This is a genomic window from Vagococcus sp. QWL-13 (genome assembly GCF_058683555.1).
Genome location: NZ_CM178746.1, coordinates 1 through 13,495 on the forward strand (window position 1 = coordinate 1; position 13,495 = coordinate 13,495).

Annotated in this window: 14 protein-coding genes; 2 read left to right on the plus strand and 12 right to left on the minus strand. The window is 43.5% G+C overall.

Going from position 1 to position 13,495, the window contains the following annotated elements; genetic code table 11:
* Positions 1 to 12: 12 nt before the first annotated feature.
* A complete protein-coding gene (gene rpsG, locus AC4PHI_RS00005; protein ID WP_492200307.1) occupies positions 13 to 483 on the minus strand; it encodes a 30S ribosomal protein S7 in 471 nt (156 codons plus the stop codon).
* A 58-nt stretch (positions 484 to 541) separates the two neighbouring features.
* Positions 542 to 961 (minus strand): 30S ribosomal protein S12, encoded by a 420-nt coding sequence (gene rpsL / locus AC4PHI_RS00010; protein WP_126809014.1) that lies wholly within the window; start codon positions 959 to 961, stop codon positions 542 to 544.
* Positions 962 to 1,342: 381 nt separating this feature from the next.
* Here rpsL and rpiA point away from each other — a divergent pair, with 381 nt between their 5' ends.
* Together rpiA and gpmA are read left to right on the plus strand one after the other, a co-directional pair.
* Entirely contained in the window at positions 1,343 to 2,020 is a 678-nt protein-coding gene (rpiA, locus tag AC4PHI_RS00015; RefSeq protein WP_492200308.1) for a ribose-5-phosphate isomerase RpiA, read from the plus strand.
* A 24-nt stretch (positions 2,021 to 2,044) separates the two neighbouring features.
* Positions 2,045 to 2,731: a 2,3-diphosphoglycerate-dependent phosphoglycerate mutase gene (gene gpmA / locus AC4PHI_RS00020; protein WP_492200309.1), complete on the plus strand. Its 687-nt coding sequence runs from the start codon at positions 2,045 to 2,047 to the stop codon at positions 2,729 to 2,731.
* 101 nt (positions 2,732 to 2,832) lie between these two features.
* On the opposite strand, the gene AC4PHI_RS00025 is transcribed toward gpmA, so the two are convergent.
* From AC4PHI_RS00025 to AC4PHI_RS00070, 10 genes are all read right to left on the minus strand, one after another.
* Entirely contained in the window at positions 2,833 to 4,002 is a 1,170-nt protein-coding gene (locus AC4PHI_RS00025; RefSeq protein ID WP_492200310.1) for an iron-containing alcohol dehydrogenase, read from the minus strand.
* 112 nt (positions 4,003 to 4,114) lie between these two features.
* Complete coding sequence (gene deoD, locus AC4PHI_RS00030; RefSeq protein WP_492200311.1) at positions 4,115 to 4,822, minus strand: purine-nucleoside phosphorylase; 708 nt, start codon at positions 4,820 to 4,822, stop codon at positions 4,115 to 4,117.
* Between the two features lie 19 nt (positions 4,823 to 4,841).
* Entirely contained in the window at positions 4,842 to 5,663 is an 822-nt protein-coding gene (locus AC4PHI_RS00035; RefSeq protein ID WP_492200312.1) for a purine-nucleoside phosphorylase, read from the minus strand.
* A 16-nt stretch (positions 5,664 to 5,679) separates the two neighbouring features.
* The gene (deoB, locus tag AC4PHI_RS00040; RefSeq protein WP_492200313.1) at positions 5,680 to 6,852 is read right to left on the minus strand and encodes a phosphopentomutase; all 1,173 of its coding nucleotides are present in this window, start codon (positions 6,850 to 6,852) and stop codon (positions 5,680 to 5,682) included.
* Positions 6,853 to 6,949: 97 nt separating this feature from the next.
* Positions 6,950 to 7,912 (minus strand): ABC transporter permease, encoded by a 963-nt coding sequence (locus tag AC4PHI_RS00045; protein ID WP_492200314.1) that lies wholly within the window; start codon positions 7,910 to 7,912, stop codon positions 6,950 to 6,952.
* Between the two features lie 2 nt (positions 7,913 to 7,914).
* Positions 7,915 to 8,973, minus strand: coding sequence for an ABC transporter permease (locus AC4PHI_RS00050; protein ID WP_492200315.1), 1,059 nt, complete (start codon positions 8,971 to 8,973; stop codon positions 7,915 to 7,917).
* On the minus strand, positions 8,963 to 10,513 hold the full coding sequence (locus AC4PHI_RS00055; RefSeq protein ID WP_492201610.1) for an ABC transporter ATP-binding protein: 1,551 nt from the start codon (positions 10,511 to 10,513) through the stop codon (positions 8,963 to 8,965). The genes AC4PHI_RS00050 and AC4PHI_RS00055 overlap by 11 nt, the downstream gene beginning before the upstream one ends.
* 69 nt (positions 10,514 to 10,582) lie before the next feature.
* The gene (locus AC4PHI_RS00060) at positions 10,583 to 11,665 is read right to left on the minus strand and encodes a BMP family lipoprotein (protein ID WP_492200316.1); all 1,083 of its coding nucleotides are present in this window, start codon (positions 11,663 to 11,665) and stop codon (positions 10,583 to 10,585) included.
* Positions 11,666 to 11,741: 76 nt separating this feature from the next.
* A complete protein-coding gene (locus tag AC4PHI_RS00065; RefSeq protein WP_492200317.1) occupies positions 11,742 to 12,155 on the minus strand; it encodes a cytidine deaminase in 414 nt (137 codons plus the stop codon).
* A gap of 11 nt (positions 12,156 to 12,166) precedes the next feature.
* Positions 12,167 to 13,468 (minus strand): pyrimidine-nucleoside phosphorylase, encoded by a 1,302-nt coding sequence (locus tag AC4PHI_RS00070; protein WP_492200318.1) that lies wholly within the window; start codon positions 13,466 to 13,468, stop codon positions 12,167 to 12,169.
* Between the last annotated feature and the right edge of the window lie 27 nt (positions 13,469 to 13,495).

The window sequence follows — 13,495 nt, forward strand, 5'->3', positions numbered from 1 at the left end:
CTGTAGAGGATTTTACCAACGGTAGTGAGCAAATGCTCTGTTAGCTTCTGCCATTTTATGAGTGTCTTCACGTTTTTTAACTGAAGCACCTGTGTTGTTGGCAGCATCCATCAATTCTTTTGCTAAACGTTGTTCCATCGTATGCTCTCCACGATTGCGTGAATAGCTGACGATCCAACGTAAAGCTAAAGTGATTTGACGTTCTGGGCGAACCTCAACCGGTACTTGATAGTTTGAGCCACCTACACGGCGAGCTTTTACTTCTAAATCAGGTTTTACGTTATCCATTGCTTGCACAAACACTTCCAACGGATCGTTTCCTGTAGATTCTTTAATGATATCAAAAGCACTATAGATGATATTTGATGCCGTACCGCGTTTTCCGTCAACCATAACTCGGTTGATTAGACGGGTCACATCTTTTGATTGATAAATAGGATCTGGTAAAACTTCACGTTTCGCAACAGGACCTTTTCGAGGCATTCAAATTCCTCCTTCCAAAAATTCTTATTCCATGTATTTTAATAGTTCAGTTAATTATTTATTTTTTTGCTTTAGGTTTTTTCGCACCATACTTAGAACGACTTTGTTGGCGATCAGTAACACCCGCCGTGTCAAGCGCTCCACGAACGATATGATAACGTACCCCCGGCAAGTCTTTCACACGTCCGCCGCGGATCAATACCACACTGTGCTCTTGAAGGTTATGCCCGATCCCAGGGATATAAGCAGTCACCTCAATATTATTTGACAAACGAACACGAGCAAATTTACGTAAAGCTGAGTTTGGTTTTTTAGGTGTCATCGTACCTACACGTGTACATACTCCGCGTTTTTGAGGAGAGTTAGTGTCTGTATGAGACTTTTTCAAACTGTTATAGCCTTTACCCAATGCTGGTGAACCAGATTTAGTCGGCTTTGATTTACGAGATTTACGAATCAATTGGTTAATTGTTGGCATCCTTTTTTCCTCCTTCCCTAGCTGTCTTTCTAGTACCACACATCCTGGTGGTTCATTTTTTACGATAAAAAAGAATGCAAGTTTTCTTGCAATGACAATTACCGTGTAAAATGCTTTTTCTGAACAGTCAGAACGTCTATTCGAAATAGAAACCTGTACATAAAGCACCTTTAAAATCTTATCACAATTAAAAAAAACTGTCAATCACCACCTCGCACTTTTTTTAAGAATATGCTTTCAACTATTTCCAGTCATTTTCTCCCAATAATTATCTCTTCCTATTTTAATAAGAAAGATAAGCTCAATCAGACAGTTTCCCTATCTTTTTTCAGCAAACAAGGATAAAATAGTAGCAGAAAGTTAAAGGAGAGAGTGGAATAAATGAACTTAAAACAATTAGTCGGCATTGAAGCTGCCAAATATATCGAGGACGGTATGATCGTCGGTTTGGGAACCGGCTCAACTGCCTATTATATGGTAGAAGAAATCGGACGCCGGGTAAACGAAGAAAACTTAAAGATTATCGGTGTGACCACATCCAAGGCCACCGAAAAGCAGGCACTTGCTTTAAATATCCCTTTGAAAAGTATTGATGAGGTCACCCATGTGGATGTTACTATCGACGGGGCAGATGAAATCAGCAAAGATTTCCAAGGCATCAAAGGCGGCGGTGCGGCACTTTTATTCGAAAAAATTGTGGCAGAAAGTTCAAAGAAAAACATCTGGATCGTCGATGAATCAAAAATGGTCGACTATCTTGGCGCCTTTCCTCTACCCGTGGAAGTCATCCCTTACGGTTCACTGCAATTATTAAATTTATTCGCAGAAAAAAATCTGCAGCCAGTACTGAGAAAAGATGACCAAGGGACTGTCGTACAAACTGACAGCCAAAACTATATTATTGATTTGCATATAGGGAAAATCGAAGACCCTCATCAGCTGGCGGACTGGCTGATCAAGCAAGCAGGTGTTGTTGAGCACGGTTTATTTCTTGATACAGTGTCCACCGTCATCGTGGGACATCCTGAAGGGGTCGAAACCATTCACGTTCGGGATTAAATTTTTTTACGGAGGTACATATAAATGAAGACGTTAGTATTTATTCGTCACGGACAAAGCCAATGGAACCTTGAGAACAAATTCACCGGTTGGACAGATGTTCCTTTAAGCAAACAGGGAATGATGGAAGCAGCAGAAGCAGGCAAAAAACTAAAAGAAGCAGGTCTTACATTTGACATCGTCTATACTTCCTTGTTAAAACGTGCCATCAAAACCGCCCACATCGTCATGGAAGAAATTGATCAGCTGTGGCTGCCTGAAGAAAAATCATGGCGTCTGAACGAAAGACACTACGGCGCTCTTCAAGGTTTGAACAAAGCAGAAACTGCTGAAAAATACGGCGATGAACAAGTGCTGATGTGGAGACGCTCCTATGACATTTTACCGCCATTGCTAGATGATGACGACAAACGTTCTTCAACAAAAGAAGCAAAGTATCAGCACCTTGATTCCCATATCATTCCAAAGGGCGAAAGCTTGAAAGTCACCTTGGAGCGGACACTGCCATACTGGGAAGACGCCATTGCCCCATCCCTGTTGGAAAACAAAAGTGTACTGGTCGTGGCTCACGGAAATTCCTTACGTTCCTTAGCGAAATATCTGGAAGATATGACAGACGAGGAAATTTTGAAGTTTGAGATACCTACCGGAAAACCTCTCGTGTATGAATTAAAGGATGACTTAAGTTTCTCAAAAAAATATTATTTGTAATCTTTGTCTAAAAAACTGCTGTGCATGGGGTCTCCTTGCACAGCAGTTTTCATAATATCTCGGAAATTTTTTATAAAATATTGCCGGAAATCAAAGCATCGTCAACTGTTTAAGCTGGCTTTCAAAATACTAAGAACGTCCGCCACACCCAGCGGAACAAATCCTTTATCAAGGGTATTATGTTCTACAGCTTTTTCCGCCATCAGCTCAAGCTTTTCTTCATTGATACCCACTTCGACCAATGACATTGGGATGCCCCACGAGAGAAAATGATTTTTCAGGCAGCGGATGCCTTCCCTTGCTAAAGCAAAACGGTCGTCTATCAGCGACAAGCCCATCACATTGACCGCAAAGGAAACAAATTTATCCACCGTCGCTTCATTTAGTACGTGCGCCATCCAGCGTGGAGTGATAATCGCCAATCCTACCCCATGAGTGATGTCATAAAAAGCACTAAGTTCGTGTTCGATAGCATGACAGGACCATGAACCGCCTTTGCCCCGTCCGGTCAACCCGTTCAGCCCTAAGGAACTGGCCCACATCAAATTTGCCCGGGCCTCGTAGTTATCCGGCGTTTGCAAAGCGACCGGCGTGTATTGCAGCACCGTGCGCATCAATCCTTCTGCTATGCGATCCTGAACTTCCGCCCCCTTCGTCTGCTTAAAGTAATTCTCAATCAAATGACTCATGATGTCCGCAGACCCAGCGGCCGTTTGATACTGAGGCACCGTAAAAGTATAAGTAGGGTCTAAAATAGAAGCTTTGGGAATGGTGAGAGTGTTCCCTAAAGATAATTTTTCATTTTTAGCCATGTCGCTTATCACTGCTCCTGAATTCATCTCCGAACCAGTCGCAGATAATGTCAACACACTGACTAATGGTAAAGCTTTCGTGATCAAACTGCTGTCGGCGGTGAAGTCCCAAGGGTCCCCGTCATAAAAAACACCCGCAGCAATTGCTTTGGCACAGTCGATGGTCGAGCCGCCACCTACTGCTAAAATCACATCTATTTTTTTCTCCCGGCAAATAGCAACACCTGCCCGCACAGTTTCGATACGGGGATTTGGCTCTACACCAGACAGCTCATAAAGGTCAAAGGCATCTTCCGACAGTGACAAAACAGCGTCATACAAACCGTTTTTCTTGATGCTCCCCCCGCCGTAAACAAGCAGCACTTTTTTGCCATACTCATTTAAAATAGCAGGCAGATTTTCTAACTGTTCTTTACCAAAAAAAATTTTCGTTGGTGCATAAAATTCAAAGTTTTCCATTACACGATACCTCCTAGATAATCCTATCAATCGCCATCACCATTATACTATGCCCAACTCTGTCTTGGCTATTATTAACAAAAAAGCATCTGGTTTTACCCAGATGCCCAGACTATTCTTCTATGATTGTTTCCAGTGCCACGATGATCATCTCATCAAATGTTTTTTGCCGTTCTTCCGCAGACGTTTCTTCACCGGTAATGATATGATCGCTCACTGTCATCAGAGCTAGTGCTTGAACATGATATTTCGCTGCCAAATAATAAATGATCGCAGCCTCCATCTCAATACCCAACACCCCGTGATCACCCAAACGAAAAACATCATCCATGTTGTCTTTATAAAAGACATCATCTGACAAAACATTCCCCACATGGATATTGAATCCTTTTTCCACTGCCTTCTCATAAGCTTTCATCAGCAATTTGAAATCAGCGATTTGAGGGAAATCATGCTTAGGGAAATCGTTGCGAATAATCGCAGAAGACGTAGCTGCCGCTTGTGCCAAAACCAAGTCGCGAACGTGGACATCCTTTTGGATTGACCCACAAGTACCCACACGAATCAATTTCTTTACGTCATATTCACGAATTAGTTCCGTCACATAAATAGCCGCCGACGGAATCCCCATCCCCGTGCCTTGAACAGAAACAGGCACTCCTTTATAGGTCCCGGTATATCCTAACATACCTCGGACTTCATTATATAATTGAGGGTCATCCAAAAAGTTTTCAGCAATATATTTTGCCCGTAATGGATCGCCCGGCAATAAAATTTTATCTGCGATGTCGCCTTTTTCTGCACCGATATGCACGCTCATAATACACTTCTCTTCCTTTCTATAATCGTTTTAACGTTTCTTTTACTAATGATTTGAAGTCCTCTTTCACTCGTTCTGTGGTTTCTACCACTTCTTCATGATTTAGATTTGCCTGCATCCCTGCAGCCAAGTTAGTGACGCAAGTGATTCCTAATACCCGCATACCGCCATGACGGGCCACGATTACTTCCGGCACCGTAGACATCCCCACAGCATCTGCTCCCATTGCCCGGGACATGCGGATTTCTGCCGGTGTTTCATACGTTGGTCCAGAGTAGCCCATGTAAACTCCTTGCTGCAAGGTGATTTTCAATTCTGCCGCAACTTCACGGGCTGTTTTGCCATAAGCTTTGTCATAAGCTTCTGACATATCCGGGAAACGCGGACCTAAGTCTTCATCATTTTCCCCAATCAATGGGTTTGTTCCAGTAAAGTTGATTTGATCAGTGATCAGCATCAAATTCCCTGGAGTGAAAGAAGTGTTGACGCCCCCCGCGGCATTGGTCACAATGATTGAATGGGCAGAGAGAGCTTTCATCACGCGTACTGGAAATGTTACTGTCGCCATACTGTGCCCCTCATAATAGTGGAAACGGCCTTGCATAGCTAAAACTTTTTTCCCTGATAAGACACCGTAAACCAGCTGACCGGCATGCCCGGTAACCGTCGATACAGGAAAATTAGGGATTTCCTCGTAGGGGATAACGATGGGTTCAGCAATTTCTTCAGCCAGCTCTCCCAAGCCGGAACCCAGTATCAAACCAAAATCGACTTCTTTAACACCTTTAGATTGAATAAAGGCAGATGTTTCGTTTAATCGTTCACTCAAATTTTTTGTCATTTGTTTTCCCCTTTCGTTAGTTCAACTCTTTCAAGAAACTGACGCCATTTTCAGTTGCAGGAACATTAAAATTCTCTGCGATGGTTGCGGAGATATCTGCAAAATAACCTTGCTGCAATGCCCCTTGTCCGTTGAATTGTTTGCTGTAAACGACCAGAGGAACATACTCTCTCGTGTGATCTGTCCCTTTGAATGTGGGGTCATTCCCATGATCAGCAGTGATAATCAGCAGATCATCTTCTGCCATCTCATCGATAATTTCAGGCAAACGGTAGTCAAAATCTTCTAAAGCTTGGGCATATCCTGCCGTGTTGCGCCGATGACCGAACAGAGCATCAAAATCCACTAGATTGGTAAAACTCAATCCTTCGAAATCTCTTTTCATCACTTCCAGCAACTTATCGACCCCGTCCATATTGGAAGAAGTGCGGACAAAGTCAGTAATGCCTTGCCCATTGAAAATATCGTTGATTTTCCCCACAGCAATGACTTCTTTGCCCCCATCTTTCAAACTATCCAAGACAGTTTTGCCAAACGGATTCAGAGCATAATCATGCCTATTGGCTGTCCGGGTAAAATTCCCAGGCTCTCCTACGTAAGGCCGGGCAATGATACGGCCAATCATGTAAGGGTCGTCTTTAGTAATTTCACGCGTGTACTCGCAAATCTGGTACAGTTCTTCCAGAGGGATGATTTCTTCATGAGCAGCAATTTGCAAAACAGGGTCAGCTGAAGTATAAATAATCAAATCCCCGGTTTTCATTTGCTCTTCGCCGAAATCATCGATTACAGCCGTACCGCTGTACGGCTTGTTAGCTTCCATGATAATGCCCCGACCTGAAAACTCAGAAATTTTATCTAACAGCTCTTGGGGAAATCCTTGCGGAAACACTCGAAAAGGTGTTTGAATATTTAAGCCCATGATTTCCCAGTGCCCTGTCATCGTGTCTTTTCCAACAGAAACTTCTTCTAATTTTGTCACATAGCCTTTGTGGTCTTCGATTGCCGCCACTCCTTTAAGGGGAGTGATCATCCCTAGGCCCAAACGTTCCAAATTAGGCAGACGCAGTCCTGCAGTCTCAGCAATATGTCCTAACGTATGACTGCCTACATCGTCGAATTTAGCCGCATCGGGCGCCTCGCCGATTCCTACTGAATCCATCACAATTAAATGTACACGTTTAAACATCTAACAGCCTTCTTTCTATTGAAAAATTTTCTTATAATAAACGTGCCATAAGCTGCCTTTCTATGATGATAAAAAAGTCGCTTGGCACGTTTAAGGATTATTTAGATTTGATATACGTTTTCCCGCCGGCTTTAGGTCCTTGGGATTTTCCGATGAACACTACCAGCACGATAATCGTCAATACATAAGGTGCTGCCTGCAGATAAACTTCCGGCAAAGCGGCAAGGAACGGAATCTGTTTGCCGATGATTGCCAGACTCTGGGAAACACCGAAGAAAATCGCTGCTCCCATGACGCCGATAGGATTCCATTTTCCGAAAATCATCGCTGCCATGGAAATAAATCCTTGTCCTGCGATTGTCGAAACAGAAAATTGACCGGATATCGCCTGAACCACAATGGCACCGCCAATCCCTCCCAATAAACCTGAAATCAATACTCCGGCATATTTCATGGCATAGACATTTACACCTAGTGTGTCTGCCGCTTGAGGGTTTTCCCCCACAGAGCGCAGCCGCAAACCAAATTTGGTTTTGAAAATGATAAAATAGGCTAAAAATGCCACGAAAATCGCCACGTAAGCAGGTGCAGATGTATTTTTAAAGAAGATATCACCCAAAATAGGAATGTCCTTTAAAATCGGAAAACTGAATTTACCAAAACGCTGACGGATGATTTCAGTCTGTCCCTTACCGTCAAACAGCTGTTTCGTTAGAAACACAGTCAATCCCGGAGCCATCAAGTTGATAACCGTTCCGCTGACGATATGATCTGCTCTTAGATTGATTGTCGCTACCGCATGGATTAATGAAAAGAGCACTCCTACTAAACCGCCGAATATCATAGCGATCCAAGGCGTTGCTGCACCGAACAGATGCACTGTGTTCAAGTTAAACACTGCTGCACTAAAAGCACCGATGGTCATAATCCCTTCCAAACCAACGTTCACTATCCCGCTTCGTTCAGAAAAGGTACCGCCCAAAGCTGTAAATATCAAAGGAGCAGAATAAACCAATGAAGAGGAGACAATCATTGCTAAAATACCAACAAGTCCTTCCATAATTATGCCTCCTCCTTCTTCGGACTAAATTTGTCCATGAGATAACGAATGGCAAAACTGATACCGATGAAGAAGATGATGGAAGCGACCACCACATCTACAATTTCATTTGGAATATCCACACTCGACATCTTCAATCCGCCCGTTTTCAACGTTCCGAATAAAATCGCTGACAAGAGGATGCCAATCGGATTGCCTCCGCCAAGCAATGATACAGCCATACCGTCAAATCCTATGGCAGGCGCCGCGTCTAAAATATACAGATTTTCAAAAGTCCCTAGACCTTCAACGACACCGCCCAAACCGGCCAATGCCCCTGAAATCATCATTGCCAAAACAATGTTTTTCTTGGCACTCATCCCTGCATACTCTGAAGCAAAAGGGTTCAGCCCCACCGAACGCATTTCAAAACCGGCTGTGGTCTTTCTCATGAAAATCCATATCACAACAATCATAATCAAGGCCAAGAACAGACCCATATTCAATCTAGAGCCCCCAGACAAAGTACGTAAAAAATCTGTCCGTAAGGAAGCATTAGCACCAATCTTAGGCGTAGCATCTTTATTATCTGTCATAACATAACGGACTAAATGGTTACTGATATATAAAATAGTATAGTTCAACATAATCGTTACAATCACTTCACTGGTGCCGAACTGCGCTTTGAAAAAGCCTGCAATACCGGCCCACAAAGCTCCGGCTAACGCACCGACCACGATACATAAAGGTACTAGAATAATTTTTGGCAAGTCAGGAAAAGTCAAGGCCAGCCAAACCGCCGAAATCCACCCGGCAAGTGCCTGTCCTGCCAGACCGATATTAAAAAAACCTGCTGTACTGGCAACTGAAAATCCTAATCCTGTCAAAATCAGCGGAGTAGCCGAACGAAAGACTTCTCCAATATTGTAAGTCCGTCCAAAAGCACCCCGCAACATTGCCTGATAGCCTTCTATTGGACTATAACCGGAAACGGCCATGATGACAGCTCCCAAAATTAATCCTGCCAGGACTGAAACCACAGGAACTGCAATCGTCTTGATTCTTGAACTATTATTCATCAACGTCAGCTCCTTCCTGTGCCACAGCCTGACTTAACTCCTGCCGTGCTTCTTCCAATGGCACACCTGCCATCAACAAGCCTAACTCTTGTTCGTTTGTTTCTTTGGGATCAACGATGCCTACGATACGCCCGTCAAACATCACTGCAATCCTATCAGAAATGTTTAAAATCTCATCTAACTCAAAACTCACACATAAAACACCTTTGCCACGGTCCCTTTGCTCAATCAGCCGCTTATGAATATACTCAATCGCGCCCACATCCAGCCCTCTGGTCGGTTGTGCTACTATCAACAAATCCGGATCCCGATCGATTTCACGGGCAATGATGGCTTTTTGCTGATTTCCTCCAGAAAGAGCACTTGCCGGTACTAATTCACTGGAAGTACGCACGTCAAATTCTTCAATCAGTTCTCTCGCATGCTGATTGATGCTCTTATAATTTAAAAAGCCGTTTTTACTGAGAGGTGCTTTATAATAAGTTTGAATTGCCATATTTTCTGACACTGTCATCGGCAAAACCAGACCATATTTTTGGCGATCCTCAGGAACGTGAGCTGTGCTGTTTTCCGTGATTTCCCTTGGTTTGTTATTGGTAGCATCTTTACCGTTGATTTCAACCGTTCCGCTTTCTACCTTCCTCATACCAGTGATAGCCTGCAGCAGTTCGCTTTGGCCGTTGCCGTCGATTCCCGCAACTCCAACAATCTCTCCCGCCCGGACTTCCAATGTCAAGCCTTTTACAGCATCCAGCCCGCGATTTTCTTTTACGACCAGATCTTTGATTTTAAGCACTGGGTGTTTAGGTGCAGCAGGACCTTTCGGTGTCTTGAAAGACACCGAACGGCCGACCATCAAATCTGCCAATTCCTGAGGAGTAACGTCTGCCACATTGACAGTATCGATACTCTTTCCCCGACGGATAACTGTGCAGCGGTCTGCTACTGCTTTGATTTCATCTAATTTATGTGTAATGACGATGATAGATTTCCCCTCAGCCACCAACCCATGCATAATCTCGATCAACTCCTCGATTTCTTGAGGTGTCAAAACTGCGGTAGGTTCGTCAAAAATCAGCAAATCAGCACCCCGGTAAAGGGTTTTGATGATTTCTACCCGTTGCTGCATACCAACGGAGATGTTGCTGATTAGCGCTGTCGGGTCGATTTTAAATCCATATCTATCTGAAACAGCGGTTATTTCTTCAAGAGCTTTTTTTTGATCGATCACTCCAGCATTTGTGGGCTCGCTTCCTAAAATAATGTTTTCAGCAATTGTGAAGTTGTCAATTAACATAAAATGCTGATGGACCATCCCAATCCCCAATTTATTCGCAATCGTCGGATTAGCGATATCCACTTCTTCTCCATGAATACGGATCGTACCGGAAGTTGGCTCCAGCAAGCCTGACAAAATATTCATCAAAGTAGACTTTCCTGCACCATTTTCACCCAGCAGTGCGTGGATTTCGCCTTTTTTAACATTCAAGTTGATGTTGTCATTAGCTTTGAAAGTTCCAAATGCTTTCGTGATATTTTCCATCTCAATCACATAATGCGATTCTTCCACTCTTTTCACTTCCTAACTATTTCGGTCATTATTTACACAAGTTTATGGTGCTTCTGGTGCATCCGGTACTACGATTGTTCCGTCGATAATATCTTTTTTAGCTTCTTCTACTAACTGTTTGATTTCCGGATTAACATCATCCAATTGTCCAGCAGTCAAATCTACACCTTCTTCAGCCAAACCATAGTTCATGATTTCGCCGCCTGGGAATTCCCCTTTAAGTGCTTTGTTGGCAATGTCTTGAACAGCTGTCCCCACACCTTTAAGTGTAGAAGTCAATGTGACGTTGCCTCCGTCAAAGGCACCTTCATCTTCTTGGTCACGGTCCACACCGATAACCCATACTGGATTCTCAGGATTTGTATTCATCAAGTCGATAGCTTCAGAGAATACCCCTTGCCCTGTGTCCCCTGATGCGTGGAAAATAACGTCTACGCCACTTTGATACATGGCAGCAGCGATTGATTTCCCTTTAGCTGCATCACCAAATGAACCTACATACTTCACGTCTACTTTAATGTCTTCGTCAACAGAAGCAACGCCAGCCTCAAAACCAGCTTGGAATCGACCGATAACTGCCCCTTCCATACCTCCGACAAAACCTACTTTGTTCGTTTTGGTTGTTTTAGCTGCAGCGATACCAGCCAGATATGATGCTTCATGGTCTTTAAATAAGACAGAAGCTACATTGTCCAATCCTTCAATTACTTCATCAACAATAACAAATTCAGTATCTGTATTGGCTTCAGCGATTTCTTTTACAGCTGGCTGCAATTTAAAACCAACACCGAAAATAATATTATAGCCGTCATCAATGGCACTGTTTAAGTTTAGTTCAAAATCCGCATCTGAGTCAGACTGAAAATAATTGTAGCCGCCCACGCCTTTTTCCCTGCCGTTTTCTTCACCCCATGCTTGAAGTCCTTCCCAAGCTGACTGGTTAAATGATTTGTCGTCTACACCACCCAAATCGGTAACAAGTGCAGCTGAAAAGTCATCTTTGCCTGCACCATCTTCTTTAGCATCGTCGGTCGACTTAGTATCTCCGCCTCCGCCGCATGCTGCAAGTGCCACGGTCAAACCTAATGTTAGCAAACTTAATCCAAACTTTTTAGATGTTTTCATCTTTTTAAAGCCCCCTAATATTTTTTTATTTAACAGCTTTTGAAAAAAGCCGATTAAATCATACTAAAATCTACTGCTATAACTGCTTTTCGGTAAACGAATACGGTAATAATTCTCCTACCGTCGTTTCCTTTATGTCCCCTTTTTTGTTGACTAAGGTGACGCCCATGGTAGGCTCAAAAAATTCCACCATTACTTGCCGACAGGCACCGCAAGGCGAAACAGGCTCATCTGTATTAGCGGCGACGACAATATGCTTAAACTTACGCTCACCCTCTGAGACTGCCTTAAAGATAGCCGTCCTTTCCGCACAGTTGGACAAACCATACGAAGCATTTTCGATATTGACACCGGTATAAATTCCCCCGTTTTCTGCCACCAAACAAGCCCCCACCGGAAAATGAGAATAAGGAACATACGCTCTCTCATAGACCTTTCGTGCTATTTCTATCCACTCAGATTTTTCACTCATCAGACTGATTCCTTTCAACTTGAATTTGACTATTCTGTGATGATGCCGCGAATCAAAACTGGTTTCACTACTTTATCACCGATAATCACGTTTTCATACAGCATTTTTTTAACGTCATCGATTTGTTCCCTGTTAGCGTAAATAGTTGCCAAAGGTTCCCCCTTTGCCACTTCTTCGCCAACCTTTTTGTGAAGAACCACTCCAACGCTGTAATCGATGGTATCTTCCTTTGTTTGACGGCCAGCTCCTAAAAGCATGGCAGCAATCCCCACATTTTCAGCGTGGATTTGATGCACATAACCTGATGTTGTTGCCGGCAAATCGATCACATATTTTACTTTGCCGAATCTGCTGTAATCATCGATTACCTCAGCATCTCCGCCTTGATTGGTTATCATCTCTTTAAACTTCCCAAGTGCCTTACCAGATGTCAACGCCTCCTCAAGCAAGCCTTTTGCTTCTTCAAGTGAAGCCGCTTTGCCTGCCAGCACGACCATCTGACTGCCCAGTACATACACCATCTCTTTCAGATCTTCAGGTCCCCGGCCTTTTAGCGTTTCAATCGCCTCAATGATTTCAAGCGTATTGCCGATAGCATTACCTAGCGGCTGTGACATATCAGAGATGACCGCCATTGTTTTTCTGCCTGCCAAGTTGCCGATTCTTACCATGGTTTGGGCCAAGCGTTTCGCATCTTCAAGATTTTTCATGAACGCCCCTTCGCCTGTGGTCACATCCAGCACAATCGCGTCTGCTCCTGAAGCAATCTTTTTACTCATGATGGAGCTGGCGATCAAAGGAATCGAATCAACCGTCGCAGTCACATCACGCAAAGCATACATTTTTTTATCTGCTGGTGCAAGATTTCCAGATTGCCCTGTGACCGCTACTTGAGTTTCATTCACCAACTCAATGAAGCGTTCGTTTGGAATCTCAACTTGAAAATTAGGGATAGCTTCCAGTTTATCGATTGTGCCGCCCGTATGCCCTAGTCCCCGTCCCGACATTTTAGCCACCGGAACACCCACACTTGCAACTAAAGGAGCTAAAACAATCGTTGTGGTATCTCCCACACCTCCCGTAGAATGCTTGTCCACTTTTATTCCGTGGATTGTAGACAAATCAATCCTGTCCCCGGAATTTGCCATCGCTAGAGTTAAATGAGTGATTTCTTCATCTGTCATATCCTGAAAACAGACACTCATCAAAAAGGCACTCATTTGATAGTCGGGAATCGTTCCTTCCGTGTAACCTTCAACGATAAACTCAATCTCCCTCTTGGATAAACTGACTCCATCTTTCTTTTTTTCAATCAGATCCACCATTCTCATTTTTCTAATCCCCCTGGGTACTCATAT

Coding starts and splice junctions, on each gene's coding strand:
- AC4PHI_RS00055 (WP_492201610.1), bottom strand. CDS start 10,513: ATGGAAAATATCACGAAAGCATTTGGAACTTTCAAAGCTAATGACAAC.
- deoD (WP_492200311.1), bottom strand. CDS start 4,822: ATGAGCGTGCATATCGGTGCAGAAAAAGGCGACATCGCAGATAAAATT.
- rpiA (WP_492200308.1), top strand. CDS start 1,343: ATGAACTTAAAACAATTAGTCGGCATTGAAGCTGCCAAATATATCGAG.
- deoB (WP_492200313.1), bottom strand. CDS start 6,852: ATGTTTAAACGTGTACATTTAATTGTGATGGATTCAGTAGGAATCGGC.
- AC4PHI_RS00045 (WP_492200314.1), bottom strand. CDS start 7,912: ATGGAAGGACTTGTTGGTATTTTAGCAATGATTGTCTCCTCTTCATTG.
- gpmA (WP_492200309.1), top strand. CDS start 2,045: ATGAAGACGTTAGTATTTATTCGTCACGGACAAAGCCAATGGAACCTT.
- AC4PHI_RS00060 (WP_492200316.1), bottom strand. CDS start 11,665: ATGAAAACATCTAAAAAGTTTGGATTAAGTTTGCTAACATTAGGTTTG.
- rpsG (WP_492200307.1), bottom strand. CDS start 483: ATGCCTCGAAAAGGTCCTGTTGCGAAACGTGAAGTTTTACCAGATCCT.
- AC4PHI_RS00070 (WP_492200318.1), bottom strand. CDS start 13,468: ATGAGAATGGTGGATCTGATTGAAAAAAAGAAAGATGGAGTCAGTTTA.
- AC4PHI_RS00035 (WP_492200312.1), bottom strand. CDS start 5,663: ATGACAAAAAATTTGAGTGAACGATTAAACGAAACATCTGCCTTTATT.
- rpsL (WP_126809014.1), bottom strand. CDS start 961: ATGCCAACAATTAACCAATTGATTCGTAAATCTCGTAAATCAAAGCCG.
- AC4PHI_RS00025 (WP_492200310.1), bottom strand. CDS start 4,002: ATGGAAAACTTTGAATTTTATGCACCAACGAAAATTTTTTTTGGTAAA.